The 25,556-nt window shown below is 75.5% G+C and carries 26 protein-coding genes; 16 read left to right on the top strand and 10 right to left on the bottom strand.

Annotated elements, in window-relative coordinates:
* Positions 1-38: 38 nt before the first annotated feature.
* A complete protein-coding gene (locus ENKNEFLB_RS16230; protein ID WP_214056339.1) occupies positions 39-824 on the bottom strand; it encodes an SDR family NAD(P)-dependent oxidoreductase in 786 nt (261 codons plus the stop codon).
* A gap of 61 nt (positions 825-885) precedes the next feature.
* On the opposite strand from ENKNEFLB_RS16230, the gene ENKNEFLB_RS16225 reads away from it, so the two are divergent.
* Positions 886-1,671 carry a ParA family protein gene (locus ENKNEFLB_RS16225; protein ID WP_214056338.1) on the top strand — a complete coding sequence of 262 codons (786 nt, stop codon included), beginning with the start codon at positions 886-888 and terminating at the stop codon, positions 1,669-1,671.
* Positions 1,672-1,678: 7 nt separating this feature from the next.
* Positions 1,679-2,398, top strand: coding sequence for a L,D-transpeptidase (locus ENKNEFLB_RS16220; protein WP_214056337.1), 720 nt, complete (start codon positions 1,679-1,681; stop codon positions 2,396-2,398).
* Positions 2,399-2,478: 80 nt separating this feature from the next.
* On the opposite strand, the gene ENKNEFLB_RS16215 is transcribed toward ENKNEFLB_RS16220, so the two are convergent.
* Entirely contained in the window at positions 2,479-4,014 is a 1,536-nt protein-coding gene (locus ENKNEFLB_RS16215) for a DEAD/DEAH box helicase (protein WP_246535602.1), read from the bottom strand.
* A gap of 194 nt (positions 4,015-4,208) precedes the next feature.
* Between ENKNEFLB_RS16215 and ENKNEFLB_RS16210 the strand changes: the two genes are divergently transcribed.
* The gene (locus tag ENKNEFLB_RS16210; RefSeq protein ID WP_214056335.1) at positions 4,209-4,934 is read left to right on the top strand and encodes a ferritin-like fold-containing protein; all 726 of its coding nucleotides are present in this window, start codon (positions 4,209-4,211) and stop codon (positions 4,932-4,934) included.
* 59 nt (positions 4,935-4,993) lie between these two features.
* Here the strand turns inward: ENKNEFLB_RS16210 and ENKNEFLB_RS16205 are convergent, their stop codons facing one another.
* Together ENKNEFLB_RS16205 and ENKNEFLB_RS16200 are read right to left on the bottom strand one after the other, a co-directional pair.
* A complete protein-coding gene (locus tag ENKNEFLB_RS16205; protein ID WP_214056334.1) occupies positions 4,994-5,215 on the bottom strand; it encodes a DUF3107 domain-containing protein in 222 nt (73 codons plus the stop codon).
* A 62-nt stretch (positions 5,216-5,277) separates the two neighbouring features.
* Positions 5,278-5,916, bottom strand: a complete 639-nt coding sequence (locus ENKNEFLB_RS16200; RefSeq protein ID WP_246535601.1) for a TetR/AcrR family transcriptional regulator — start codon at positions 5,914-5,916, stop codon at positions 5,278-5,280.
* 201 nt (positions 5,917-6,117) lie between these two features.
* Here ENKNEFLB_RS16200 and moeZ point away from each other — a divergent pair, with 201 nt between their 5' ends.
* From moeZ to ENKNEFLB_RS16175, 5 genes are all read left to right on the top strand, one after another.
* Entirely contained in the window at positions 6,118-7,317 is a 1,200-nt protein-coding gene (moeZ, locus tag ENKNEFLB_RS16195) for an adenylyltransferase/sulfurtransferase MoeZ (protein WP_214056333.1), read from the top strand.
* A 65-nt stretch (positions 7,318-7,382) separates the two neighbouring features.
* Positions 7,383-8,282, top strand: coding sequence for a hypothetical protein (locus ENKNEFLB_RS16190; RefSeq protein WP_214056332.1), 900 nt, complete (start codon positions 7,383-7,385; stop codon positions 8,280-8,282).
* Between the two features lie 17 nt (positions 8,283-8,299).
* Entirely contained in the window at positions 8,300-9,124 is an 825-nt protein-coding gene (locus ENKNEFLB_RS16185; RefSeq protein WP_214056331.1) for a GNAT family N-acetyltransferase, read from the top strand.
* 4 nt (positions 9,125-9,128) lie between these two features.
* On the top strand, positions 9,129-9,452 hold the full coding sequence (locus tag ENKNEFLB_RS16180) for an MGMT family protein (protein WP_214056330.1): 324 nt from the start codon (positions 9,129-9,131) through the stop codon (positions 9,450-9,452).
* A gap of 4 nt (positions 9,453-9,456) precedes the next feature.
* A complete protein-coding gene (locus tag ENKNEFLB_RS16175; RefSeq protein WP_214056329.1) occupies positions 9,457-10,125 on the top strand; it encodes a lysophospholipid acyltransferase family protein in 669 nt (222 codons plus the stop codon).
* 15 nt (positions 10,126-10,140) lie between these two features.
* On the opposite strand, the gene ENKNEFLB_RS16170 is transcribed toward ENKNEFLB_RS16175, so the two are convergent.
* Together ENKNEFLB_RS16170 and ENKNEFLB_RS16165 are read right to left on the bottom strand one after the other, a co-directional pair.
* Positions 10,141-11,034, bottom strand: coding sequence for an SMP-30/gluconolactonase/LRE family protein (locus tag ENKNEFLB_RS16170; protein WP_214056328.1), 894 nt, complete (start codon positions 11,032-11,034; stop codon positions 10,141-10,143).
* A gap of 53 nt (positions 11,035-11,087) precedes the next feature.
* Complete coding sequence (locus ENKNEFLB_RS16165; protein WP_214056327.1) at positions 11,088-11,684, bottom strand: class I SAM-dependent methyltransferase; 597 nt, start codon at positions 11,682-11,684, stop codon at positions 11,088-11,090.
* 46 nt (positions 11,685-11,730) lie between these two features.
* Between ENKNEFLB_RS16165 and ENKNEFLB_RS16160 the strand changes: the two genes are divergently transcribed.
* Together ENKNEFLB_RS16160 and ENKNEFLB_RS16155 are read left to right on the top strand one after the other, a co-directional pair.
* The gene (locus tag ENKNEFLB_RS16160) at positions 11,731-15,042 is read left to right on the top strand and encodes an ATP-dependent helicase (protein ID WP_214056326.1); all 3,312 of its coding nucleotides are present in this window, start codon (positions 11,731-11,733) and stop codon (positions 15,040-15,042) included.
* Complete coding sequence (locus ENKNEFLB_RS16155) at positions 15,039-18,326, top strand: UvrD-helicase domain-containing protein (protein WP_246535600.1); 3,288 nt, start codon at positions 15,039-15,041, stop codon at positions 18,324-18,326. Before ENKNEFLB_RS16160 ends, ENKNEFLB_RS16155 begins: the two co-directional genes overlap by 4 nt.
* Here ENKNEFLB_RS16155 and ENKNEFLB_RS16150 read toward each other — a convergent pair.
* Positions 18,310-19,383: an NAD(P)-binding domain-containing protein gene (locus ENKNEFLB_RS16150; protein WP_338040917.1), complete on the bottom strand. Its 1,074-nt coding sequence runs from the start codon at positions 19,381-19,383 to the stop codon at positions 18,310-18,312. The two genes, ENKNEFLB_RS16155 and ENKNEFLB_RS16150, sit on opposite strands and share 17 nt — an antisense overlap.
* A 71-nt stretch (positions 19,384-19,454) precedes the next feature.
* Between ENKNEFLB_RS16150 and nudC the strand changes: the two genes are divergently transcribed.
* Positions 19,455-20,363, top strand: a complete 909-nt coding sequence (nudC, locus tag ENKNEFLB_RS16145; protein ID WP_214056325.1) for an NAD(+) diphosphatase — start codon at positions 19,455-19,457, stop codon at positions 20,361-20,363.
* A gap of 1 nt (position 20,364) precedes the next feature.
* Here nudC and ENKNEFLB_RS16140 read toward each other — a convergent pair whose 3' ends face one another.
* Positions 20,365-20,610, bottom strand: coding sequence for a mycoredoxin (locus tag ENKNEFLB_RS16140; protein ID WP_160006022.1), 246 nt, complete (start codon positions 20,608-20,610; stop codon positions 20,365-20,367).
* A 100-nt stretch (positions 20,611-20,710) separates the two neighbouring features.
* On the opposite strand from ENKNEFLB_RS16140, the gene ENKNEFLB_RS16135 reads away from it, so the two are divergent.
* The 5 genes from ENKNEFLB_RS16135 (at position 20,711) to ENKNEFLB_RS16115 (ending at position 24,245) form a co-directional block, all read left to right on the top strand.
* The gene (locus ENKNEFLB_RS16135) at positions 20,711-22,738 is read left to right on the top strand and encodes an ATP-dependent DNA helicase UvrD2 (protein ID WP_338040916.1); all 2,028 of its coding nucleotides are present in this window, start codon (positions 20,711-20,713) and stop codon (positions 22,736-22,738) included.
* A gap of 261 nt (positions 22,739-22,999) precedes the next feature.
* Entirely contained in the window at positions 23,000-23,218 is a 219-nt protein-coding gene (locus ENKNEFLB_RS16130) for a hypothetical protein (protein ID WP_214056324.1), read from the top strand.
* 179 nt (positions 23,219-23,397) lie between these two features.
* Entirely contained in the window at positions 23,398-23,697 is a 300-nt protein-coding gene (locus ENKNEFLB_RS16125; RefSeq protein ID WP_214056323.1) for a WhiB family transcriptional regulator, read from the top strand.
* An 86-nt stretch (positions 23,698-23,783) separates the two neighbouring features.
* Positions 23,784-23,948: a hypothetical protein gene (locus ENKNEFLB_RS16120; protein ID WP_201300071.1), complete on the top strand. Its 165-nt coding sequence runs from the start codon at positions 23,784-23,786 to the stop codon at positions 23,946-23,948.
* 114 nt (positions 23,949-24,062) lie between these two features.
* Positions 24,063-24,245, top strand: a complete 183-nt coding sequence (locus ENKNEFLB_RS16115; RefSeq protein ID WP_214056322.1) for a hypothetical protein — start codon at positions 24,063-24,065, stop codon at positions 24,243-24,245.
* A gap of 24 nt (positions 24,246-24,269) precedes the next feature.
* Here the strand turns inward: ENKNEFLB_RS16115 and ENKNEFLB_RS16110 are convergent, their stop codons facing one another.
* Together ENKNEFLB_RS16110 and ENKNEFLB_RS16105 are read right to left on the bottom strand one after the other, a co-directional pair.
* Positions 24,270-25,157, bottom strand: coding sequence for a hypothetical protein (locus ENKNEFLB_RS16110; RefSeq protein WP_214056321.1), 888 nt, complete (start codon positions 25,155-25,157; stop codon positions 24,270-24,272).
* A gap of 75 nt (positions 25,158-25,232) precedes the next feature.
* A complete protein-coding gene (locus ENKNEFLB_RS16105) occupies positions 25,233-25,391 on the bottom strand; it encodes a DUF5679 domain-containing protein (protein ID WP_201300072.1) in 159 nt (52 codons plus the stop codon).
* Positions 25,392-25,556: the final 165 nt, after the last annotated feature.

Below are 25,556 nucleotides of genomic sequence, written 5' to 3'. Positions count from 1 at the left end.
GACAGCCGAGATGACGGTTCCGGACAGCCGAGGTGACGCTAGCGGCGCCCGATGGACTGCAGACGCTGCAGCGCCCTGCCCGGGACGACCCGCGCCAGGGCGACGGCGACCTTGTACTGCGGGCTCGGCACCGACAGGGCCCGCCCGCGGGCGTGGTCGGCCAGCGCGTCGTCCACGAGCCGGCGCACGTCGAGCCAGAACATCCCGGTGCCCGGGGTGACCTGCATCCGCTCGTGGAACTCCGTGCGGGTGAAGCCCGGGCACAGCGCGGTGACGGTGACCCCGCGCGGGGCGTACTCGGTGGCCGCCCAGGCGCTGAAGCTGTTCACCCAGGCCTTGGCGGCCGCGTAGGTGCCGCGGGGCAGGAACGCCGCGACGCTGGAGACGTTGATGATCCCGCCCCGGCCGCGCTCGCCCATCGGGCCGAGGGCGGCGTGCGAGAGCCGCATCACCGCGGTGACCAGCACGTCGAGCATCGCCTGCTCGGCCTCGACGTCGTTGTCGCCGAAGCGCTGCTTGAGACCGAACCCGGCGTTGTTGACCAGCAGGTCGACCGGACGGTCGCGGTCGGCGAGGCGGGCCTCGACCGTACGCAGCCTGGCGCGGTCGGTCAGGTCCGCGACGAGCACCTCGACGGCGGCGCCGTGGTCGGCGCGCAGGGTCGCGGCCACCTCCTCGAGCCTGGCGCCGTCCCGGGCCACCAGGACCAGGTCGTGCCCGCGCTCGGCCAGCGCCCGGGCGAACTCGTGGCCGATGCCCGCGGTGGCCCCGGTCACCAGGGCGGTCGGGCGGGACGCGGCGGGGCCGGGGGCAGACGACGACATGCCGCGAGTCAAGCACCGCGTGGTCCGCAGCGGGAGGGGTGGTGCGGCATGATGGGAGGCGATGACCACGACCCTCGCGATCGCCAACCAGAAGGGCGGCGTCGCCAAGACCACCTCGGTCGCCTCGCTCGGCGCCGCGCTCGCCGAGCTCGGTGACGCGGTCCTGCTCGTGGACCTCGACCCGCAGGCCTGCCTGACGTTCTCCCTCGGGATCGACCCCGAGGACCTCGAGCTGTCGGTGCACCACGTCCTGACCAAGGGCCTGGACCCGACCGAGGTGGTGCTGGAGACCGACGACGGCGTGCACCTGCTGCCCGCCACGATCGAGCTGGCCCGCGCCGAGGCCGACCTGCTGACCCGTACCGGGCGCGAGCACGTCGTGCGCGGGATGATCGAGGACCTGGCCGCGGCCGGGAGCCACTACGACTGGGTCCTGCTCGACTGCCCGCCGTCGTTGGGCGTGCTGACCGTGGCGGCCCTGACCGCGGCGGACGGGGTGGTCGTGCCCCTGCAGTGCGAGACCCTCTCCCACCGCGGTGTCGGCCAGCTGCTCGACACCGTCCACGACGTCCGTCGCTTCACCAACCGCGACCTCGAGGTGTGGGGCGTGCTGCCCACCCTCTTCGACGGACGCACCAACCACGCACGCACGGTCCTCGAGACGATCTCCGAGACCTACGACCTCGCGGTGATCGAGCCGCCCATCCCCAAGACCATCAAGTTCGCCGAGGCCCCTGCCGCCGGTCGGTCGATCCTGGCGACCAGCCGCAGCAGCAAGGGCGCCAAGGCCTACCGCGAGGTCGCGGTCAACCTGCGCGAGCGGGTCCGCGCCGGCGCGAAGGGCTGACCCGGGCGTGAGCAGCCACCGCCCGCCCGGCCGGCCCCGGTACGGGCGGATCGCCACGTTCGGCGTCTCCGTGGCCGTCACCGCCGTGGCGTTCCTGGGCAGCGCGGGCGTGCTGCCGGCCGACGACGACCAGGACGCGCCGGTCCCCGTCGCCTCCGCGGTCGACCCGGCCGCGGCCGCCGCGACCCCCGCGGCGACGCCCGCCGAGGAGCCGACCTCCGAGCCGACCTCCGAGCCGACCTCCGAGCCGACCTCCGAGCCGACCTCCGAGCCGGACCCGACAGCCGACGCCGCGGACGAGGTCACCGCCGAGCCGGTGGAGGACACCGCCCTGCCGGCCCGTTCCGGTGAGGGTCGCCGGGTGGTCTACAGCGAGTCGCGGCAGCGGGTGTGGCTGGTCGGCACCCGCGGCCCGCAGCGCACCTACCCGGTCTCCGGCAGCGTCTACGACAACCTCGACCCCGGCACCTACGAGGTCTACTCCCGCTCGGAGCAGGCCTGGGGGATCGACGACTCGGGCACGATGAAGTGGTTCGTCCGGTTCACCCAGGGCGAGAACGCCGCGATCGGCTTCCACGACATCCCGGTCGACGACGGCCGCAGGGTCCAGGGCGTCGACGAGCTGGGCACGCCCCTGTCGCACGGGTGCATCCGCCAGCGGACCCCGGACGCGAAGGCCCTGTGGGACTTCGCCCCGCTCGGCACGACCGTCGTCGTCACCGCCTGATCGCGCCCCGCGACCACCGCGGACGCACCGACGGCCGGCCCCCGGGGGGACCGGCCGTCGTCGTGCGCGTGCGGGGTCGCTCAGCCGTCGGAGGCCGGGGCCGTCGCGGTGGCGGAGCCGGTGTCGCGACCGCCCGAGGAGCGGCGGCGACGACGGTTGCGGCTGCGGGGGGCGCCTCCCTCGGTGGCCTCGCCACCGGCCGGGGCGGCCTCGGTCGCGGTGGCACCGTTCGTCGCGGGACCGCTGCCGGCGCCGGTGCTCGCGCCGTCGCCGGAGCGGGTGCGCCGGCGGCTGCGCTCACGCGCCGGACGCTCCGAGGAGCCGGACCGCTCGGAGCCGGACCGCTCGGAGCCGCCGCGGTCGGGACGGCCGCGCTCGGGACGCTCGCGCGGGGGTGCCGGGGCAGGGTCGACGATGCGGCCGCGGGTGCCCGGGGCGATGCCCTGGTCGTGGAAGAGGTGCTCGGAGGTCGAGTACGTCTCCGGGGGCGACTCGAACGGCAGGTCGAGGGCCTTGTTGATCATCTTCCAGCGGTGCAGGTCGGCCCAGTCCACGAAGGTGATCGCGGTGCCGGTCGCGCCGGCGCGCCCGGTCCGACCGATCCGGTGGACGTAGGCCTTCTCGTCCTCGGGGCAGTTGTGGTTGACCACGTGGCTGACCCCGCGCACGTCGATGCCGCGGGCGGCGACGTCGGTGGCGACGAGGACCTTGAGCTTGTCCTCGCGGAAGCGGGTCATCGCCTTCTCGCGGGCGGCCTGCTGCATGTCGCCGTGCAGGGCGCTCGAGGCGAACCCGCGCTCGGCGAGGTCGTCGGCGATCCGCTGGGCCTGGCGCTTGGTGCGGGTGAAGACGATCATCTTCTCCGCGTCCTCGGACTGCAGGACGCGGCCCAGGATCTCGGGCTTGTCGAGGTCGTGGACCTGGTAGATGAACTGCGCGGTCGCCGGCACGGTCTGGCCGTCGTCGGAGGACTCCGCGCGGATGTTCATCGGGTGACGCATGTGGGTGCGCGCCAGGGACACGATCGCGGCCGGCATGGTGGCCGAGAACAGCATCGTCTGCCGGGTCTCCGGCGTCATCCGGAGCATCCGCTCGACGTCGGGCAGGAAGCCGAGGTCCAGCATCTCGTCGGCCTCGTCCAGGACCAGGGCGTGCACGTGGCCCAGGTCGAGCGCCTTGCGGTTGGCCAGGTCGAGCAGGCGTCCGGGCGTGCCGACGACGATGTCGACGCCGGCCTCGAGGGCCTCCAGCTGCGGCTCGTAGCCGACGCCGCCGTAGATCGTCAGCACCCGCAGGCCGCGGTCCTTGCTGGCCAGGTGCAGGTCGCTGGAGACCTGGAGCGCGAGCTCGCGGGTCGGGGCCACGATCAGCGCCTGCGGCTTGCCCGCGGGCAGGTCGGCGTAGGCCGGGTCGTGCGGGGCCACGCTGCGCTGCAGCACCGGGATGCCGAAGGCGAGGGTCTTGCCGGTGCCCGTCCGGGCCTGGCCGATGAGGTCGGTGCCCATCAGGGCGACCGAGAGGGTCATCTCCTGGATGGGGAAGGGGGTCACGATGCCGCCGCGCTCGAGCGCGTCGGCGATCTCGGGGTGGACCCCGAGGTCACGGAAGGTGGTCAATGCGTGCGTCGCTTTCGTCTGCCGGCGCGGCACCCGGAGGACCGGTCGCCGGAGGTCGGATGCGGCCGATCGGGCGCCGACCGCGCACATGCACGAGCGCCGCGGAGTGCCGGGTCCCCGGGGCCCTGCGGGAGCAGGAGAGGACGGCGTCGGCGAGGCGCTCGACAGGGCCACCCTATCGCTAGGGTGCCGACATGGCTGAATCTCACGAGGGTGCGGCGACCTCGACCACCGGCCCCGACGTCCCGGTGGCCTTCGAGGACCCCGGCTACCGCGAGGCCGTCGTCGACCTCCTGGGGGTCATCGCCTACGCCGAGATCTCCGCCTTCGAGCGGCTCGCCGAGGACGCCAAGCTCGCCCCGACCCTGGCCGACAAGGTCGCGCTGGCCGCGATGGCCACCGCGGAGTTCTCCAAGGTCGCCGCGATCCACGACCGGGTCCGCACCTTCGGCGGGGACCCGTTCGAGGCGATGACGCCGTTCCGGCTGCCGGTCGAGCAGTTCCACCGCCACACCGCGCCCGCCGACTGGCTGGAGAGCCTGGTCAAGGCCTACGTCGGCGACGGCCTGGCCAACGACTTCTACCGCGAGGTCGCGGCCTACCTCGACCCCGGCACCCGGGACCTGGTGGTCACCTCGGTCGAGGGCGGGGAGCACGCCGCCTTCGTGGTGGACCGGGTACGCGCGGCGATCGCCGCGGACCCCCGGGTCGGCGGCCGGCTCGCGCTCTGGGGGCGCCGGCTGATGGGGGAGGCGCTGATCCAGGCCCAGCGGGTGGCGGCCGAGCGGGACGCGCTGTCGGCGCTGCTGGCCGGCGGCGTGGACCGCCCCGGGCTCGACCTGGCCGCGCTGGGCAGGATGTTCACCCGGCTGACCGAGCGGCACGCCGAGCGGATGGCGCTGCTCGGCCTCGACAGCTGAGCAGCACCGTCGCCCGGCGTACCGGTGGTGCGGTGGTGCGGGTCGTGCGGTGGGTCGGGTCAGCCGCGGAAGCCGACGGCGCCGGTGCTGCTGGTGCCGATCTCGACGTAGGCGAGCTTGGTGGCCGGCACCACGACGGTGCGGCCCTTGGTGTCGGTGAGCGTGAGCACGCCGTCGCCTGCCACGGCGTCGGCCACGGCCTGCTGGATGTTCTCCTGCGTCTCGGCGCTGTCGACGACGAGCTCGCGGGCGGCGTACTGGACGCCGATCTTGACCTCCACGATGGTCTCCTCTGCTGGTGGTCGGGGGGTGCACGGGGATCCGTGCGGTGGAGCGGAGGAGCTCAGTGCTCCTCGGTCTTGGGGTAGCCGCGGATGCCGCGCCAGGCCAGCCCGGCGACCAGGGCGGCGGCCTCCTGGCGCTCGAGCCCACCGGCCTCGGTGAGCCAGAAGCGGGCGCTGACCTGGGCCATCCCGACCAGCGAGACGGCCAGCAGCCGCGAGGCGCCGGCAGGCAGGCCGGTGTCGTCGGCGATGACGGCCGCGATCATGGTCGCGCAGTCGGCGGTGACCCGGTCGACCTGCTCGCGCACGGCCGGCTCGTTGGTCAGGTCGGACTCGAAGACGAGGCGGAAGGCGCCGGCGTCGTGGGCGACGTAGGTGTAGAAGGCGTCGACGGTGGCCGCCACCCGCTGCTTGTTGTCCTGCGTGGCCTCCAGGGCCTCGCGGCAGCCCGAGATGATGGCGTCGCAGGAGGTGTCGAGCAGCGCGAGGTACAGCTCGAGCTTGCCCGGGAAGTGCTGGTAGAGCACCGGCTTGGACACCCCGGCCCGGTCGGCGATGTCGTCCATCGCCGCGGCGTGGAAGCCCTGCGCGACGAAGACGCCGAGCGCGGCGTCGAGCAGCTGGGCGCGTCGTTCGCTGCGCGGCAGGCGTCCGCCACGCGGGCGGCCCTCCTCCACGTCGTGCTGGCCGATGACCACGGGGGACCCTCCTCGTCGGGACGTCGTGCGCCGGTGCGTGCGCCCGGCCGGTCGCCGGACCCGGGGAGCCTATCCCGGTGCCCGGAGCGTCCGGATGACGGGACGAGCCCGGGAACACGGCGCGGGGCGGGGGCGTTGTGCTCTCGTACGACGACAGACATCCCCGAACCGCGATCCACGCCTCACCGATCGGAGCGACCCGTGTCCCTGGCCCCCCTGGTGGAACCCGCCGACGAGCTGACCAACGACGAGGTCCGTCGCTACAGCCGGCACCTGATCATCCCCGACGTCGGGATGGCCGGCCAGAAGCGGCTGAAGAACGCCAAGGTGCTCGTGATCGGCGCCGGCGGGCTCGGCTCGCCCGCGCTGCTCTACCTGGCCGCGGCCGGCGTCGGCACGCTCGGCATCGCCGAGTTCGACGAGGTCGACGAGTCGAACCTGCAGCGCCAGATCATCCACACCCAGTCCGACATCGGGAAGTCCAAGGCGGTGTCGGCCAAGGAGTCGATCGCCGAGGCCAACCCGTACGTCGAGGTGGTGCTGCACGAGGAGCGCCTCGACAACGACAACGTGATGGACGTCTTCCGCGGCTACGACCTCATCGTCGACGGCACCGACAACTTCGCGACCCGCTACATGGTCAACGACGCGGCCTACTTCCTGGGCATCCCGTACGTGTGGGGCTCGATCTACCGCTTCGACGGCCAGGCCTCGGTCTTCGCGCCCTCGCTGGCCGACGACGCCCCGTGCTACCGCTGCCTCTACCCCGAGCCCCCGCCGCCCGGCATGGTCCCCAGCTGCGCCGAGGGCGGCGTGCTCGGTGTGCTCTGCGCCGCGATCGGCTCGATCCAGGTCAACGAGGCCATCAAGCTGATCACCGGCATCGGCGACCCGGCCGTGGGCAAGCTCGTCATCTACGACGCCCTCGAGCTGGAGTGGCGCAAGCTGCGCGTGCGCAAGGACCCCGACTGTGCGCTGTGCGGTGAGAACGCAACCGTCACCGGCCTGATCGACTACGACGCGTTCTGCGGCGCGATCTCCGACGAGGCCGCCGACGCGGCCGCCGGCTCCACCATCTCGGTGGTGCAGCTGGAGCACATGCTGAAGGAGCGCGCGGAGGGCACCCGTGACTTCACGCTGGTCGACGTCCGGGAGCAGAACGAGTTCGAGATCAACAAGATCCCCGGCTCCGTGCTGATCCCCAAGGGCGAGTTCCTCAACGGCAACGCCTTCGAGCAGCTGCCGCAGGACACCCCGGTCGTCCTGCACTGCAAGTCCGGCGTGCGCTCGGCCGAGGCCCTGGCCGCGCTCAAGGGCGCCGGCTACTCCGACGCCGTTCACGTCGGCGGCGGCGTGGTCGCCTGGGTGAACCAGATCGACCCGAGCCAGCCGTCCTACTGACGCCCGACCCGCGAACGGCCCCGTCCCCGGCGTAACCCGTCGGCGGCGGGGCCGTTGTGACCTGCATGACCCGCCCTCGCCGCACCCACGTCGCCCGCACGCTGGCCGCCCTCGTCCTCGCCTCGGGCGCCGCCGCCGCGACCACCGCCGTCACCGCCGCCCCCGCCACGGCCGAGGCCGGCGGACGCTGGGCCCCGGCCGACATCGCCCGGATCCACCCGGGCGTGCAGATGTACACCCGGGGTGCGCAGTGCACGGCGAACTTCGTCTTCACCGACGCCCGGGACCGGACCTACGTCGGGTACGCCGCGCACTGCGCCGGCCTCGGCGAGGCCACCGACACCGACGGCTGCCAGGCCGAGTCGTTGCCGCTCGGCACCCGGGTCAGCTTCACCGAGGGCGGCTCGCTGGTCGACGGCGGGACGCGGGTCGGGCGGGGCACGCTGGCGTACTCCTCCTGGCGCACGATGGACCGGATCGGCACCACCGCGGCCAACCCGTGCGCCTACAACGACTTCGCGCTGGTCCGCGTCGACCGCGACGACGCCCGGTCGGTCAACCCGAGCGTGCCGTTCTTCGGCGGCCCGACCGGCATCGACCGCGACGGCACGGCCAGGGGCGACCGGGTCTTCTCGTACGGCAACTCCAGCATCCGCGGCGGCCTCGAGGTGCTCTCGCCCAAGGTGGGCGCCTCCCTCGGCGACGCGCCCGCGGACGGCGGCTGGTCGCACCCGCTCTACACCGTCACGCCCGGCATCCCCGGCGACTCCGGCTCGGGCTTCCTGACCGCCGGCGGCACCGCGGTCGGCACCCTGTCCACGCTCGGCCTCGCGCCGCTGCCGGCGTCGAACAACATCGGCGACCTGGGCAAGGAGCTGCGGTTCGCCCAGCGGCACTCCGGCATCGACGGCCTGCGGCTGGTCCGCGGCACCGAGGCGTTCGACCCGGCGGTCCCGATCCCCTGATCTGCCACGATGGCCCGGTGACGCTCGCCGACGACCTGCTCGCCGTCTACGACGACCGGCTCCGCGGCGAGGCCGAGGTGGCCTCCGCCGGCTGGTCGGCGCCCCACGGCCCGCTCTGGCTGGCGCGGTACGGCCGGCACGGCCTGGTCACCTACCGGACGCTCGACGGCCTCACCGGCGACGCGCTCGACGCGCTGGTCGCCGACGTCGCGGCCCGGTGGGCCGCCGACCCCGAGGTCACCGAGTGGGAGTGGAAGACCCGGGGCCACGACGCGCCCGCGGACCTCGCCGACCGGCTGCGCGCCGCCGGGCTGCGGCCCGAGGAGCTCGAGACGATCATGATCGGTGAGGCGGCCGCGCTGGCCGTCCCCGTCGACCTGCCCGAGGGTGTCGAGGTCCGCCGCGCCGACGTCGGCCCCGAGCGGGAGACCTGGGTCGGCCGGGCCGCCGCCCTGCAGCGGCGGGTGTTCGGACAGGGCCCGAGCGACGCCGAGGTGCTCGCCCGGTTCGACCGCAACGAGGGCCGCGCCGGGATGTGGGTGGCCGCCGTGGGGGAGGAGGTCGTCAGCGCCGGCCGGCTCGAGGTCGTCCCCGGCACCGGCTGCGCCGGCCTCTGGGGCGGCTGCACGCACCCGGACTGGCGGGGCCGCGGCGTCTACCGGGCGCTGGTCGCCGCCCGCGCCGCGTGGTGCCTGACCCAGGACGTCACCTACCTGCACAGCGACTGCTCGCCGATGTCGCGCCCGATCCTGGAGCGCGCCGGCCTGGTCGCCGTGACCACCAGCACGCCCTGGGTCGGTCCCGGGGGCGCCGCACCCGCCGTCCCCGCCGCGGGGGACTGACCCGGTGCGGCACCCGGAGGACTACGTCGAGGACGTGCTCACGGTCGTGGAGTCCGTTCCGCCCGGTCGCGTGACGACGTACGGCGCGGTGGCCCGGGCGGTGGGCGTCTACGGGCCCCGGCGGGTCGGCAACGTGATGGCCGAGCACGGAGGGGGAGTGCCGTGGTGGCGGGTGGTGCGTGCGGACGGCTCGCTGCCGCCCAGCCACGACGCCCGCGCGCGGGAGGCGTACGCCGCGGAGGGCACGCCCCTGCGGCCGTCGGGGGCGGTCGACCTGGTCTCGGCCTTCGTCGAGCCCGCCCCGCCGGCGCGGGGTCCGGCACACTGACCCCGTGCTCTACTCCGCGCTCCACTCGGTCGTCCCGCCGCTGGCCAAGGCGGTGTGGCGACCGACGGTGACGGGGCTCGAGCACGTGCCCCGCTCCGGTGGCGTGCTGCTGGCCAGCAACCACCTCAGCTTCATCGACTCGGTCGTGATCCCGGTCGTCGTGCCCCGCAGGGTCGTCTTCCTGGCCAAGTCGGACTACTTCACCGGCACCGGCGCCAAGGGGGCCGCCACGCGTGCCTGGTTCGAGTCGCTGGGCATGCTCCCGGTCGACCGGGACGACACGAACGCCGCCCTGGCCAGCCTGGGCATCGCCCAGGAGGTGCTCGAGCGGGGCGACGCGTTCGGGATCTACCCCGAGGGCACGCGCTCGCGGGACGGGCGGCTGTACCGCGGCCGCACCGGGGCCGCGCACCTCGCCCTGACCACCGGCGTCCCGGTCGTCCCGGTCGGGCTGACCGGCACCGAGGACCTCCAGCCGGTGGGGTCGCGGCTGCCCCGGCTGGTGCCGGTGACCGTGGCCTTCGGCGCCCCGATCACGACGGCCGGCCGGTTCGAGGGCGTGCCGCTGGGCCGCGCCCGCCGCGAGCTCACCGACGAGGTGATGGACGCGATCGCGGCGCTGAGCGGGCAGGAGCGTGCACCCGGCTACAACGAGCGGTCCGCGGCGACCTGACCGCCCGGCCGTGGTTCAGGGCCGACCGGCGTGGGGGACCTCGACCCGGACGGCGCGCATCTCGGCCTCCCGGGCGGCGCTGCGGGCGTGCTCGTCGAAGTCGGGCGCGCAGCACAGGAAGAGGGTGCGGCCGTCGGCGCCACCGAGCATGCAGGCGAAGACTCCCGTGCCGGTGCTGATCTCCTCGAGCACCCGCCCGCCGTCGGCCACGCGGACCACCCGGCCGCCGAGCGCGTCGGCGGTCCAGAGCGCGCCCTCGGCGTCCAGGCAGCACCCGTCCGGGGCCAGCGAGAGCTGGCCGATGCCCTCGGCCTGGGTGCGTGAGGTCGGCAGCTCCCCGAAGGTCGCCCAGTCGCGCCGCGGGCCGAGGGTGCCGTCGGAGGCGATGTCGAAGGCCGAGACGCGGTTGCCGAGCGTCTCGTCGACCACGAGCACGCCGTCGTCGGTGATCACGCTGCCGTTGGGGAACCAGAGGTCGCGGGCCACCACCGTGACCGTGCCGTCGGGGTCCACGCGCAGCAGGTCGGCGGTCTCGAGGTCGGCGCCGCCCATCAGGTCGAAGCCGAAGCTGCCGAGGTAGGCACGGCCCTCCGCGTCGACGACCATGTCGTTGGGGTGCCCGGTCACGTACGCCGACACGTCGGCGTGGGTGACGAGCGTGCCGTCGGGCTCGCGGCGCAGGACCCGGCGGTCCTTCATCGAGACCACCAGCAACCGCCCGTCGGGCAGCCAGCCCAGCCCGGACGGCTGCGCCGGGACCTCGGCCTCGACCCTCAGGTCCTCGCCGTGCTCGGTCGCCGACAGCACCCGGTGGGTGTAGAAGTCGACCATCCACAGCCGGTCCTCGTGCCAGCGCGGGCACTCCAGGAAGCTCATGCCGGACAGGACGGTGGTGATCTCGCGGCTCATGGGGGCACGCTAGCGTCGGCGTGACGCCGCTCACAGCCCCCGGGCGTGCGCGCTCAGAGGGGGTCCACGAGGCGCAGCCCCGGCTCGGCCGGCTCCGGGTCGCCGCTGAACCGGTGGGCGCCGACGCGGGGGCCCGCGTCCGCGAGCTCGTCGAACGGACCGTCCAGGAGCGCCTCCCGCACGGCGGGGACCGGGTCGTGGCTGCCGCCGCCGGAGGTCGACAGCACCAGGGCCTCGAGGTCCAGCAGCCCCGGCAGCGCCGCGACGGCGCCGGCGAGGTCGGCCTCGGCCAGGTCGTCGAGCACGCCGTCCAGCAGCAGGACGGCCACGGGCAGGACGCGGAGGTAGGCGTCGGTGGTGCCGGGGTCGGCGCAGCGCACGTCGACGTCGAGACCGAGGTCGCGCGCCGTGCTCCGGGCGGCCGCCGCCAGGTCGGGGTCGGGCTCGACCAGGGTCGCGCGCACGGTCGCGGGGGACCCCGCCAGCACCGGCAGCACGTCGCCGCCGTCCCCGGCCCCCAGGACCAGCAGCCGCACCGCCGCGCCCGGGCCGTCCCCCAGCTCGCGCAGCTCCCGGGCGAGCAGGCGTCGTACGGTCCCCACCCGCTCCGCCTCGGCCGGGTCCTGCCCGGGCCGCCCCTGGTCGTCCACGGCTCCAGTGAAGCAGCCTGTCGGCGGCTCGTGCTGGGATGGGGCCGTGCCCTCGACCGACGCCCGTCACCACCCGGCCTGGCGGCTCGCCCCGCCCGCCGCGCCGCCGACGGTGCCGACCCTCGACGAGCACCAGCGGCGCGTCGTGGACCACGACGGCGGTCCGCTGCTCGTCCTGGCCGGGCCCGGCACGGGCAAGACGACCACGCTGGTCGAGGCCATCGTGGACCGTGTCGAGAACCGCGGCGCCAGCCCGGAGTCGGTGCTGGCCCTGACGTTCTCGCGCAAGGCCGCCGAGCAGCTGCGCGACCGGGTGACCGCCCGGCTGGGTCGCACCACCGCGACCACCCTGAGCTCGACCTTCCACTCCTTCGCCTACGGCCTCCTGCGCCGCTACGCACCGGCCGAGCTCTACGAGGCGCCGCTGCGGCTGCTGTCCGCCCCGGAGTCCGACGTCCTGCTGCGCGAGCTGCTGGCGCGCACCCCGGAGGCGGTGCCGTGGCCACCGGCCCTGGACCGGGCGCTGGGCACCCGCGGCTTCGCCCGCGAGGTGGGGGCGGTGCTGGCCCGGGCCCGCGAGAAGGGCCTCGACGGGGAGCAGCTCTCGGGCCTCGGACACGCCCACGACGCCCCGGAGCTGGTCGCGGCCGGAGCGTTCCTCGACCAGTACCTGACCACGATGGACTACCTCGGGGCCACCGACTACGCCGACCTGATCCGGCGCGCCACGATCGAGGCGGCCGAGCACCGCGACGAGCTGCGCGCGCAGGTCTCCCACGTCTTCGTCGACGAGTACCAGGACACCGACCCCGGGCAGGTCGCGCTGCTGCGGCAGCTGGCCGGCGACGGCCGGGACCTGGTCGTGGTCGGCGACCCGCACCAGTCGATCTACGCCTTCCGGGGCGCCGAGGTGCGGGGGCTGCTGGAGTTCCCCACGCAGTTCCCGCAGCGTGGTGGTGCGCGCGCCGACGTGGTGGCGCTGCGGACCACCCGCCGGTTCGGGCCCCGGCTGCTGATCGCGGGGCAGCGGGTCGCCGGCCGCCTGGGACTGCCCGGGACGCTGCCGGCGGAGGCGATGGAGGCCTTCCGCCACCCCGTGGCCGACCCGCCGCCCGGGCTGGGTCAGGGCTCGGTCGAGGTCACGACCTACGACTCCGAGCGCGCCGAGGCCGAGCACCTCGCCGACCTGCTGCGCCGCGCCCACCTCGAGGACGGCGTGCCCTGGCACGAGATGGCCGTGCTGGTGCGCTCCGGGCGCGGCTCGATCCCGGGCCTGCGACGCTCGCTGGGCGCCGCCGGCGTCCCGGTCGAGGTGGCCGCCGACGAGCTCCCGCTGGTGCACGACCCCGCGGTGCTGCCGCTGCTCGACGCGCTGCGCGCCGCGGTCGACCTGCACGTCGAGGACCCCCAGCGCACCGACCACCTCGACGCGGCGCGGGCCGAGGCCCTGCTCACGGGACCGCTCGGCCAGATGGACGCCAGCCAGGTGCGGCGGCTGGGGCGGGCGCTGCGTCAGCGGGAGAAGGAGCTGGCGCACGAGGACGGACGAACGCCTCGCACCTCGCGCTCGCTGCTGCGCTGCGTCCTGGTGGAGGAGGGGTTCCTCGACGGGCTCGCGGGCCCCGAGGCGGCGGCCGCCCGGGCGCTGCGCGACCTGGTCGCCGGCGTGCGCACCTCGCTGGCCGACGGGGCCTCGGCCGAGGACGCGCTCTGGGCCCTCTGGTCCGGCACGGACTGGCCCCGGCGGCTCCGTCGCGCCGCCGAGCAGGGCGGCTCCACCGCCCGGCGCGCCCACCGTGACCTGGACGCCGTGGTCGCGCTCTTCGAGCAGGCCGGCCGCGTGGAGGAGCAGCGCGACCACACCGGGGTCGTCACCTTCCTCGAGCAGCTGACGGCCCAGCAGATCCCCGGCGACACCCTGGCCGAGCGGGGTGCCCGCGGCTCGGCGGTGCGCCTGCTCACCGCGCACCGGGCCAAGGGCCTGGAGTGGCGCCTGGTCGTCGTGGCGCACGTGCAGCAGGGCGGGTGGCCCGACCTGCGCCGCCGCGCCACGCTGCTCCAGGCCGACCGGATCGGGCGCGACGAGCTGCTCCCGCCGGTGACGACCCGCGAGCTCCTCGCCGAGGAGCGGCGCCTGTTCTACGTCGCCTGCACCCGTGCCCGCGAGCGGCTGGTGGTCACTGCGGTGGCCTCCGACGACGACGACGGCGAGCAGCCCTCGCCGTTCCTGGCCGAGCTCGGCCGCGAGGTGCGCCGCACGACGGGGCGCCCCCGCCGGCCGCTGTCGATGACCGGCCTGGTCGGCGACCTCCGCCGCACCCTCGCCGACCCCGCGTCGCCGCCGGCCCTGCGCGACGCGGCCGCCGTACGCCTGGCCCGGCTGGCCGGGGAGACCCAGGGATCCCGTGCCCTGGTGCCGGCCGCGGACCCCGGCACCTGGTGGGGCACGCGGGCGGCGTCCCGCTCGGAGGTCCCGCTGCGCGACCCCGACCGGGCCGTGCCGCTCTCGGCCAGCGTCCTCGACGCGCTGGCCACCTGCCCCGCCCGCTGGTTCTTCGAGCGCGAGGCCGGCGGGTCGGCGGCCTCCCACCAGTCCGCGAACCTCGGTCAGGTCGTGCACGCCCTCGCCGAGCGGGTGGGCCGCGGCGACGTCGCGGCCGACCCGACCGACCCCGAGGGCGAGCCCGCTCTCGTGGCTGAGCTGATGGAGCACGTCGAGCAGGTGTGGGGCCGGCTCAGCTTCCGCACGCCCTGGTCCTCGGCCCGGGAGAAGGCCCGGGTCCGGCTCGCCCTCGAGCGGTTCGTGCACTGGTCGCGCACCAACCCGCGGCGGCTGGTGGCCACCGAGGCCCGGTTCGAGGCCGAGGTGGTGCTCGACGACGGCCAGCGGGTGCGGCTCGGGGGCTACGCCGACCGGCTCGAGGTCGACCGCGACGGCCGGCTCGTCGTCGTCGACCTCAAGACGGGCAAGACCAAGCCGAGCGCCCCGGAGGTCGCGCGCCACGTCCAGCTCGCGCTGTACCAGTACGCCGTCGACGAGGGCGGGCTGCGACCGGCGCTGACCGAGTCCGTGCCCGAGCCGCGGTCCGAGGAGCCACCGGTCGCCGAGGACGCGGGGTCCGGCGGTGCCGAGCTCGTGCAGCTCGGGCTGGCCGACGGCACCGGGGCGACCGTCCAGCGCCAGGCCGCCCACGACGCCGACGCCCCCGAACGGGCCGCGCTGCGCGAGCGGCTCGGCGCGGCGGCGCAGGTGCTGCGCAGCGAGGTGTTCCCGGCGACGCCGGGGCCGCAGTGCCGGGACTGCCCGTTCGTGGCGATCTGCCCGGCCCGCAGCGCCGGGGCGGTGGTGCAGCAGTGACCCCCCGCCGGATCGACACGCCCGAGGAGCTCCAGCGCGCGATGCGCACCGAGCACCCGCCGAGCCCCCAGCAGTGGGCGGCCATCACCGCTCCGCTGGCCCCGGCCGTGGTCATCGCCGGGGCCGGGTCGGGCAAGACGACGCTGATGGCGGCCCGGGTGGTCTACCTCGTGCTGACCGGGCAGGTCCGCCCCGAGCAGGTGCTCGGCCTGACCTTCACCACCAAGGCCGCCGCCGAGCTGCGCACCCGCATCCGGGACGCGCTCGTGGCGGCCGGGGCGCTGCCGGCGCCGGGCGCCGTCACGGCCGCGCCGCCGCCCGGCGCGGACGGTCCGGACGGTCCGGACGGTCCGGACGGGGCCGACGACCCGGTCGAGCCGACCGTGCTGACCTACAACGCCTACGCCGCGCAGCTGCTCACCGAGCACGGCCTGCTGATCGGCCACGAGCCCGACACCCGGGTCGTCACCGACGCGGCGCGCTTCCAGCTCGGCGGGCGGGTCGTCGACCGGTTCCCCGGCGACGTGCAGCACCTCACGGACCACCCGCCCACCGCCATCCAGAACCTGCTGGCCCTGGACGGGTCGATGAGCGAGCACCTCCGCGACGCCGACGACGTGCGCCGCGTCGACGCCGAGGCGCGCGCGGCGTTCGTGCGTGCCCGCGACGCCGAGGTGGCCGGCAAGGACCGCAAGGGCCACCGCGAGGCGGTGGAGAAGGCGATCCACGCGATCGACCGCCGCGACGAGCTGCTGGGTCTGGTGAAGGCGTACCGCCGGCTGAAGGCCGACCTCGGGCTGATGGACTTCTCCGACCAGATCGAGCTCGGCGCCCGGCTCGCCGACGAGCGGCCCGAGGTCGGCGAGCGCGAGCGCGGCCGGTTCGCGGTGGTGCTCCTCGACGAGTACCAGGACACCTCGGTCGCCCAGGCGCTGATGCTGTCCCGCCTCTTCTCCGGACCCGACCCGGCCCGGGGGCGGGGTCACGCGGTGACCGCCGTCGGCGACCCCAACCAGGCCATCTACGGCTGGCGGGGCGCGTCGGTGTCGAACATCCTGGGGTTCGCCCGCTCCTTCCCGCCGGCGACCGGGACGGCGCAGCGCTTCCCGCTGTCGGTGAACCGGCGCTCCGACACCCTGGTGCTCGACGTGGCCAACCGCGTCGCGGCGCCCCTGATGGACCTCTACGACGAGGTCGAGCAGCTCCTCCCGAGCCCGACGGCGGCCCCGGGGGAGGTGGGCCTGCACGTCCACGAGACCCACGCCGACGAGCTCGCCTGGCTGGCCCGCGCGGTCCGTGCCGAGCACGACGACGGACGGGCCTGGTCCGACGTCGGGGTGCTGGTGCGCGACAACTCCCACGCCGCGGAGGTGTTCGACGCGCTCTCCGGCGCCGACGTGCCGGTGGAGATCGTGGGGCTGTCGGGCCTGCTGCGCCTGCCCGAGGTCGCCGAGGTCGTGGCCACCCTCCACCTGATGCAGGACGTCACCGCCAACGCCGCGTTGCTGACCCTGCTGACCGGCCCCCGCTGGGCCGTGGGCCCGCGCGACCTGCGCCTGCTGCAGCAGCGGGCCGCCGAGCTCGCCGGCGGCCGCGGTCGCCCGACAGAGGCCGCGGCCGGGATCGGCGAGCAGCTGCTGGCGATCGCCGACGGGGTGGACCCGGCCGAGGTGGCCGCGCTCGACGACGCGCTGCACGACCCGGGCCCCGGCGGCTACTCACCCGCCGCGCGGGAGCGGTTCGCGCTGCTCGTCGACGAGCTGCGCTCGCTGCGGGGGCACGTGGGCGAGCCGCTGCTCGACCTGGTGCGGCGGATCATGGACGCCTCCGGCGTCGACGTCGAGCTGGCCTCGGCGGTCGGGCCGGCGGCAGCGACCCGCCGGGAGAACCTCGACCTCTTCGTGAAGGCCGTCGCCGACTTCCGCGGCGTCGACGGCGAGGTGACCCTCCCGGCGCTGCTGGCCTACCTCACCGCCGAGGAGGACGGCGCCGGCCTGGACCTGGCGACCCCGACCGAGGCCGACTCGGTCAAGCTGCTCACCGTCCACCGTTCCAAGGGACTGGAGTGGCCGACCGTGTTCCTGGTCGGGGTGGGGGAGACCCGCTTCCCCTCGAACCGCTCCCGCACGCTGTGGACCTCCTCGCCGGCGGTCCTGCCCGCGCCGCTGCGCGGCGACGCCGACGACCTGCCCCAGCTGGCCGGGCACGACAAGGAGGCGCTCGAGGCGTACCGGCAGGCCACCCGCGACCACGACGCCCAAGAAGAGCTGCGGCTGGCCTACGTCGCGCTCACCCGCGCCGAGCACCGCGAGCACGTCTCGTCCTACTGCTGGGGGTCGCGCTCCACCCCGTTCGGTCCGTCGGCCTACCAGCGCACCGTGCGCGAGCTGCTCGCCGAGCGTGGCCTGGAGGTCGCGTCCTGGCGCGAGAAACCCGCGAAGGGGGAGCCGAACCCGTACGCCGACGTGGACACCAGCGTCCCGTGGCCGCACGCCGGACGCGGCGCCGAGACGGCGCTCCGCCTCGAGGCGGCCGCGCGGGTGCAGGCGGTGCGGGAGGCGAGCCACCGCTCCGCCGCGCCCCCGCCGGGCGCGGAGCCCGACGTGATCGAGGCCGCCCGGATCGCGGAGTGGGACGACGAGATCGAGCGGCTGCTGACCGAGGCGCGCTCCGCGCGCGCCGGCTCCCGGGAGGTGACCCTGCCGTCGTCGCTGTCGGCGACCTCGCTCGGGCGGCTGCGGGAGGACCCCGAGGCGTTCGCCCGCGACCTCGCCCGACCGATGCCCCGCCCACCGGCCCCCGAGGCCCGGTTCGGCACCCGGTTCCACGCCTGGGTCGAGGCGCGCTTCGGCCAGCAGCTCCTGCTCGACCCCGACGACCTCCCCGGTCGGGCCGACGGCGACATCGAGGACGACGCGGACCTGGCCGCGCTCGCGGCCTCCTTCGAGCGCAGCGAGTTCGCCGAGCGGGCCCCGCACGCCGTCGAGCCGTCCTTCGCGCTGGTGCTGGCCGGACAGGTCGTGCGCGGACGGATCGACGCCGTCTACGCCGAGGAGGTCGACGGCCGGCCCGGGTTCCTGCTGGTCGACTGGAAGACCAGCCGCGCGCCGAACGCGGACCCGCTGCAGCTCGCGGTCTACCGCCTGGCCTGGGCCGAGCTGCACGGGATGGAGCCCGCGCAGGTGCGTGCCGCGTTCTTCTACGTCCGCACCGGTCGGCTGGTGGAGCCCCCGGACCTGCCCGGACGGCCGGAGCTGGAGGCCCTGCTCAGCCCGTCCGGCTGAGGCCGTCCCCGCGGTGTTCCAGCGTGGCGACCACCGCCCGGGCGGCGGCCCGACCGGCGCGGGTGGCGCCGATCGTGCTGGCCGAGGGGCCGTAGCCCACCAGCTGGACCCGGGGGTCGGCGACCGCGGTGGTGCCGTCGAGGGTGATCCCGCCCAGCGCGCTGCGCAGCCGCAGGGGCGCGAGGTGGCCCACCGCCGGCCGGAAGCCGGTGGCCCAGAGGACGGCGTCGACCGGCTCCCGGGTGCCGTCGGCCAGGCGCACCCCGCCGGCCTCGAGCGCGGTGAACATCGCCCGGCGCCGGTACGCCCCGAGGTCGGCGGCGGCACGCTCCTGCTCGCGCAGCGCCAGACCCGTCACGCTGACCACGCTGGCCGGCGGGAGCCCGCGACGGACCCGCTCCTCGACCTGGGCCACCGCGGCCCGGCCGGCCTCGGGGGTGAAGTCGTCGGTGCGCCACACCGGCGGGCGCCGGGTGAACCACAGGGTCTGCGTCACCAGGGCGACCTCGCCGAGCAGCTGCACCGCCGAGGCGCCGCCACCGACGACCGCGGTGCGCAGCCCGCGGAACGCCTCGGGCCCGGGGTAGTCGTGGGTGTGCCACTGGGGGCCGGTGAAGTCGGCGCGACCGGGGTAGGCCGGGACGAACGGCCGCGTCCAGGTGCCGGTCGCGTTGACCAGGGTCCGGGTCCTGCGGTCCCCGCGGTCGGTGCGCACCACGAGCAGCCCGCTGCCGTCGGCGGCGTCCTCGACCCGGCGCACCGTGACCGGCCTCTCGACGGGCAGGTCGTGGTCGCGCTCGTAGGCCGCGAAGGACGCCGGCACCACCAGGTTGGCCGGTCCTGCCCCGGTCGGCTCCTCGGCGTCGGGCAGCGCGGCCACCCCGTGCACGTCGCGCATCGTCAGGGAGTCCCACCGGTGCCGCCACGCGCCACCGGGGGCGGCGTCGGCGTCCAGCACGACGTGCGGCACCCCGCGTCGCTGCAGGTGGAAGGAGGTCGAGAGCCCGGCCTGCCCGGCCCCGACGACGACCGCGTCCACCACCTCCACGTCGGTCACAACACCACGCCCCGCCGCCGTAGTCCCGGCCCGACCCGAACCCCCCGGTCGGGCGGGCTAGCCTCGCCGACGTGATCCACGCCTACGAGCAGATGGCCGCCGACCCCCACGACCGGCTCGGGGTCCGGCGCCGGGACGGGTCGTGGCTCGCCGAGCGCTGGGAGGACCCGGCGACCCGGGTCCTGGTCGTCTCCGGCACCCGGGTGCGTCCCGTCGCGGGGCGGCCGGCGTGGGTGGCGCCCGGCGAGGCCCCCGAGGGCGTCCGGGTCCTGCTCGGCGAGCGGGCCGGCACGACGTACGCGGCCGTGGTCGCGCCCTCCACCCGGGCCCGGGACGAGGACGGGTGGCTGGCGCTGCGCGACCTGCTCCCGGTGCTGTCCGGCGAGGCCGCCGAGGACGCACCGATGGTCTTCCACGCCCTCGGCCTGGCCGAGTGGATGGCCTCCACCCGCTTCTGCCCGCGCTGCGGAGCGGGCCTGGAGCCGGTGGCGGCCGGCCACGAGCTGCAGTGCCCGCGGTGCGGCCGCCGCCAGTTCCCCCGGACGGACCCCGCGGTGATCATGACCGTCACCAGCGGCGAGCCCGGCAGCGCGGACGAGCGGTGCCTGCTCGGGCACCAGTCCGTGTGGCCCGAGGGCCGCTACTCGACGCTCGCCGGCTTCTGCGAGCCCGGTGAGACCCTCGAGGACGCCGTGCGCCGGGAGGTCGCCGAGGAGGTCGGGATCACCGTCGGCGAGGTCACCTACGTCGGCAACCAGCCCTGGCCGCTGCCGGCCAGCCTGATGCTGGGGTTCGTCGGCCGGGCGACGACCACCGAGATCACGGTCGACCAGGACGAGATCGAGGACGCGCGGTGGTTCACCCGCGAGGAGCTGCGCACCGAGGCCGAGGCCGGCCGGGTGGTGCTGCCGGGACCGATCTCGATCAGCCGGGCGCTGATCGAGGGCTGGTACGGCGGCCCGCTGCCGGGCTCCTGGTGACTCAGGCCAGGCTGGCCAGCTTCTCCTTGACCTGCGCCAGGGACGGGTTGGTCTGGGAGGAGCCGTCGCTGTAGACGAGCGTGGGCACCGTCTGGTTGCCGTTGTTGGCCGTCTCCACGATCTGCACCGCCGACGGCTCCTGCTCGATGTCGACCATGTCGAAGGCGATGCCCTCGCGGTCGAGCTGGCTCTTGAGCCGGTGGCAGTAGCCGCACCAGGGGGTGCTGTACATGGTGAAGGTGCTCATCGGGGGTGTCGCCTCCGCGGTCTAGGGTCGGACGTACACCCGATCGAACCACCGTCGCGCAGCAGTTGTTCCCCTGGGAGGGCCCACCAGTGATCACGCAGTGAGCGAGCTGCTCGACGCGCTCGACCCCGAGCAGCGACGCGTCGCCGAGACCCTGCGCGGCCCGGTCCGGGTCCTCGCCGGGGCCGGGACGGGCAAGACGCGTGCGATCACCCACCGCATCGCCCACGGCGTCGCGACCGGCGTCTACGCCCCGACCGAGGTGCTGGCGGTCACCTTCACCACCCGGGCGGCGGGGGAGATGCGCGGCCGGCTGCGCGCCCTCGGCGCCGGCAGCGTCCAGGCCCGTACCTTCCACTCCGCCGCGCTGCGCCAGCTGCGCTACTTCTGGCCCCACGTGCACGGCACCGAGCTGCCCCGGCTGGTCGACTCCAAGCTGGGCCTGGTGGCGACCGCGGCCCGGCGGCAGCGGCTCCGGCCCGACCAGGCGCTGCTGCGCGACCTCGCCGGGGAGGTGGAGTGGGCCAAGGTCAGCAACGTCCACCCCGACGACTACCCGCGGATCGCGCCGGCCCGGCGACGTGACGTCACCGGGGTCGACGCCGAGACCGTGGCCCGCCTCCTGGGCGCCTACGAGGAGGTCAAGCGCGACCAGGGCGTGATGGACATGGAGGACGTGCTGCTGCTCGACGCCGGCCTGCTCGCCGAGGACGAGCGGGTGGCGGCCCAGGTGCGCCAGCAGTACAAGTTCTTCGTCGTCGACGAGTTCCAGGACGTCTCGCCGCTGCAGTCGGCGCTGCTCGACCTCTGGCTCGGGGGACGGGACGAGATCTGCGTGGTCGGCGACCCCGCCCAGACCATCTACTCCTTCGCCGGGGCCGACGCCTCCTACCTGCGCGACTTCACCCGCAAGCACCCCACCGCGACCGCGGTCGAGCTGGTGCGCAACTACCGCTCGACGCCCCAGGTGGTCACCGCGGCCAACGACCTGCTGCGCGGCACGCCCAGCCGCAGCGTCGAGCTGCGTGCCCAGCGACCGGCGGGGCCCGAGGTCCACTACGAGGGCAGCCCCGACGAGGTCGCCGAGGCCGAGCGGATCGCCGCCCGCGTCGCCGCCCTGCGTGCGGAGGGCCAGGCGCTGTCGGAGGTGGCGGTGCTGTTCCGGATCAACGCCCAGTCCGAGGCCTACGAGGAGGCGCTGGCCTCCCGCGGGGTCCCGTACGTCGTGCGCGGCGCCGGTCGCTTCTTCGACCGTGCCGAGGTCCGCGAGGCGGTGACCCGGCTGCGCGGCGCGGCCCGCGGTGGCGAGGACGACGGCGCGCTGGTCGACCTGGTGCGCGCCACCCTGGCCGGGATGGGCTGGTCCCCGGAGGCGCCGACCGCCCGCGGGCAGACCCGGGACCGCTGGGAGTCCTGGCAGGCCCTGGTCGACCAGGCCGCCGCCCTGGTGGCCGAGGAGCCGGCCGCCGACCTGTCGTTGTTCGTGGCCGACCTCGACCGTCGCGCCTCCGAGCAGCACGCGCCCACCGCCGAGGGCGTCACGCTGTCCACCTTCCACGCCGCCAAGGGCCTGGAGTGGGACGTCGTCTTCTGCGCCGGCGTGCACGACGGCACGCTGCCGATCACCTACGCCGACACCCCGGAGGCGATCGAGGAGGAGCGCCGGCTGCTCTACGTCGGGATGACCCGCGCCCGCCGCGAGCTGGCCGTGTCCTGGGCGGCGGCGCGACAACCGGGGGGTCGCGGGCAGCGCAAGCCGTCGCGGTTCCTCGACGCGCTGCTGCCCGAGGAGACCGCGCGGGCCTCGGCGCCGGGCCGTACCCGACGCAAGGCGGTCACCTGCCGCACCTGCGGCACGCCGCTGGGGTCGGCGGCCGAGAAGAAGCGCGGGCGCTGCGCCGGGTGCCCGGTCGCCTACGACGAGGAGCTGTACGACCGGTTGCGCGCGTGGCGCAAGGAGCGGTCCTCGGCCGACGAGGTCCCGGCGTTCGTGGTCTTCACCGACGCGACGCTCGAGCTCATCGCCGAGCACCGTCCGCGCACGCCCCAGGCGCTCGGAGCGATCAGCGGCGTCGGGCCGGCGAAGATCGAGCGCTACGGCGAGGACGTCCTGGGCCTGGTCGGCTGACCCCGCAGGGACCGGGTTCTGCGACAGATTTCGGAACTGGTCCAGACCAGTGCGAGACGCCGTCTTCGCAGGTCAGAGCGTTGGTGGACGGTGCCGGGCGTCGGTCGCTCGGACCGGGGCCCGAGTGGCGGCCGTTAATTCGGTTGCCGCCCCCGAACGCCCGGCGATAGCGTGCACGCACTGCCTCGGTCGAGGCAGCACCACCGCGCACCACGGGCCTGACGATCCCGGCGCACGACGCACACGAGGAGGTGCCACACGATGACGATCAACCTCACCACGATCACCGCGGCCACGGATGCCGTGCGCATCGGCGTGCCCACCCGCGTCGTCGCCACCTACCCGTCCGCGGTCATCACCGAGCCGGGCGCCCGTGAGCGTGCCGTCGCGCCGACCACGGCCATGTCCGCGGGACACGTGCGCCTCGGCGCCGACGCCACCGGTTTTGCGGGGACCCCTGCCTGGAGCCCACCGACCTGAGTCCACCTCAGCTCGGCACCTCCAGGCCGCGGATCCCCACACCGGGATCCGCGGCCTTTTGTGTTCCTCGGACCTGATCCGGACCGGACGCAGAGGCCCTCGGCCCCTCCCGCTCCCGGCGCACCGCGCCGGACCTGTTCACCCATCCGTCGAAGGACACACCCGAGAGAGGTGGCCCCATGACCACCAGCACCCTCGAACCCACCCTGGGCATGCTCCACGAGAGCGCCGACCAGGCGGAGCGAGAGACGCTGCCGTGCCGGGTCTACGACCCGGAGCTGTGGTTCGCCGAGTCGCCCAGCGACGTCGAGGACGCCAAGGCGCTGTGCCAGGACTGCCCGGTCCGCCGCCTGTGCCTCGACGGCGCGCTCGACCGGGGCGAGCCGTGGGGCGTCTGGGGAGGCGAGCTGTTCCTGCAGGGAGCAGTGATCCCCCGCAAGCGCCCCCGCGGCCGTCCTCGCAAGGACGCGGTCGCCTGACACCCGCCGTGCGGCGGGTGTCGGGCGCCCGGTACGGCGGCCCGTCCACCCTCAGCAGACCCACCCACACGACCAGGAGCACCACGATGAACCTCATGCACGAAGACCTCGCGCGGGCCCGGATGGCCGCACGCCAGGGAGAGGCGCAGCAGCTGCGCGCGGGCAGCCAGCTCGCGCGGGCCCGCCGCTTGAGCCGCAAGGCCGAGCGGGCCGCGCAGCAGGCCAGGCTCGCCCTTGCCCGTGCCCTCTAGGCGCCCGAGCAGCACCCCGACCAGGACCCGGGACGACGTCGTCGTCCCGGGTCCTGCCGCGTGCGCCGGGCCATGCACCGACCTGCACCGACCTGCACGTCGTAGGTTGACCGGATGAGCGGCGAGCCACCCACCGTGTCGACCTGCGACCTCTGTGGCCGCACCGAGAGCGACCCCGCGGTGCTGCTCACCTGGACGACGGCGGTCGAGCGCGGCCGTCCCCACCGCTGCTGCGGTCCCTGCTCGCGGGAGCACCTGCGGGCGATGGAGGCCAGGCTCGACCCCGAGCACTGGTGATCGGTTCCTGGGACGGGTGGGGCGTCAGGCGGCCGGCGCGTCCCACGCGCAGCCGCAGTACGGGTGCCGCGCCCACGGGGTGACCAGGGGCGGGCCGTCGGGTCCCAGACGCACCGTCGCCGACCAGCTGGTCGGGGTCGCGCCCTCCACCCAGCGCTGCGCCTCGCGGACCGTCCAGGCCACGGCCAGCGCGAGCAGCACCGGGTCGTGCGGCGGGGCGGGTTCACGGCCGGCCTGCTCGACCAGGAGCGGTCGGCGGGGGTCGGTCTCCGAGTCGTGGGCGTCCAGGCACCGCAGGCACGCCGTCGTCCCCGGCACCACCAGCGGACCGACGTGGGGGAGCCCGCCGCGCCACCACACCGGCAGGTGCGCCAGTCCGGCGGCCTGCAGGTCGTCGTGCTGACGGCGCCGGGCCTCGCCCTCGTGCAGGACGACGACCAGGGCCGGGTCGTCGTCCTGCACCGTGCCACCGGCCGGGTCGACCCGCAGCCCGCCGAGCTGCCCGAGCCGGGCCACCGGCTCGACCAGGGAGGCCGGTCCGAGGACGCGGACGAGGGTGCCGCGACGCGCGGCCAGGCGCTCGGCGGCCCGGGGCCCGGCCCAGGCGGCCGTCGCGGCGAGGGTGCCCGCGCCGTCCGCCCCGGCCCCGCCGACCGGGCCCGGCACGAGGAGCAGCGCCTGGTCCAGGCGCTGCCAGGCGATCACCAGGTCCGGGTCCGACCCGGGTCCGAGCGGGGGAGGCGGCCCCCCGGTCCGCAACCGAGCCAGCAGCGCGCGGACCGCCGGGGTGTCGGCGAGCAGGGCGCGGGCGGGCTGGTCCAGCCCCACCTGGAGCACGCCCGCGTCACGGACCAGGACCGGGGCGCCCGGTCGCAGCCGCGACCAGGGCGGCGTGCGCGCGGCATCGGGCATGCCGCCAGCCTGGCACGCCGCGGCGGCCTGCGGCGGCCGCGGTCCACAGGCCCGGTCCGGGCCTGTGGACCGGTCTCAGGCCCGGCCGAGGATCCGGTTGAGGTTGGTGGAGCAGACCGGGCACTGGGCCTTGGCCATCCGGGTGCCCTTGTCGTTCACGCGCACCTCGCCCTCGGCCTCCCGCTTCTCCTTGCACTTCACGCAGTAGAACTCGCCGCTCCAGGTCTCGGCCATGACGGACTCCTTCGTCGCTGCCGGGCGGTCGTCACGACGTCGCCGTCGGTCCTGGCCCGTGGGTGTCCGAGGGCGGGTGCCGTCGGACGGTGCCCGGAGCCTAGGGCACCGGCGAGATCCGCAGCCGGGACGCGGCACGGGCGCGTGTCGGCGTCACCGGGACGA

Origin of the sequence: Nocardioides aquaticus, assembly GCF_018459925.1 — a bacterium.
GTDB lineage: Bacteria > Actinomycetota > Actinomycetes > Propionibacteriales > Nocardioidaceae > Nocardioides > Nocardioides aquaticus.
This window is presented reverse-complemented; position numbering and strand designations above follow the sequence as displayed.

What these genes read in the sequence shown, in the direction of transcription:
- ENKNEFLB_RS16110 (WP_214056321.1), bottom strand. Translation starts at nt 25,157, where the DNA reads ATGCCCGATGCCGCGCGCACGCCGCCCTGGTCGCGGCTGCGACCGGGC.
- ENKNEFLB_RS16230 (WP_214056339.1), bottom strand. Translation starts at nt 824, where the DNA reads ATGTCGTCGTCTGCCCCCGGCCCCGCCGCGTCCCGCCCGACCGCCCTG.
- ENKNEFLB_RS16225 (WP_214056338.1), top strand. Translation starts at nt 886, where the DNA reads ATGACCACGACCCTCGCGATCGCCAACCAGAAGGGCGGCGTCGCCAAG.
- ENKNEFLB_RS16130 (WP_214056324.1), top strand. Translation starts at nt 23,000, where the DNA reads ATGACGATCAACCTCACCACGATCACCGCGGCCACGGATGCCGTGCGC.
- ENKNEFLB_RS16170 (WP_214056328.1), bottom strand. Translation starts at nt 11,034, where the DNA reads ATGAGCCGCGAGATCACCACCGTCCTGTCCGGCATGAGCTTCCTGGAG.
- ENKNEFLB_RS16210 (WP_214056335.1), top strand. Translation starts at nt 4,209, where the DNA reads ATGGCTGAATCTCACGAGGGTGCGGCGACCTCGACCACCGGCCCCGAC.
- ENKNEFLB_RS16190 (WP_214056332.1), top strand. Translation starts at nt 7,383, where the DNA reads ATGACCCGCCCTCGCCGCACCCACGTCGCCCGCACGCTGGCCGCCCTC.
- ENKNEFLB_RS16120 (WP_201300071.1), top strand. Translation starts at nt 23,784, where the DNA reads ATGAACCTCATGCACGAAGACCTCGCGCGGGCCCGGATGGCCGCACGC.
- ENKNEFLB_RS16115 (WP_214056322.1), top strand. Translation starts at nt 24,063, where the DNA reads ATGAGCGGCGAGCCACCCACCGTGTCGACCTGCGACCTCTGTGGCCGC.
- ENKNEFLB_RS16140 (WP_160006022.1), bottom strand. Translation starts at nt 20,610, where the DNA reads ATGAGCACCTTCACCATGTACAGCACCCCCTGGTGCGGCTACTGCCAC.
- ENKNEFLB_RS16105 (WP_201300072.1), bottom strand. Translation starts at nt 25,391, where the DNA reads ATGGCCGAGACCTGGAGCGGCGAGTTCTACTGCGTGAAGTGCAAGGAG.
- ENKNEFLB_RS16125 (WP_214056323.1), top strand. Translation starts at nt 23,398, where the DNA reads ATGACCACCAGCACCCTCGAACCCACCCTGGGCATGCTCCACGAGAGC.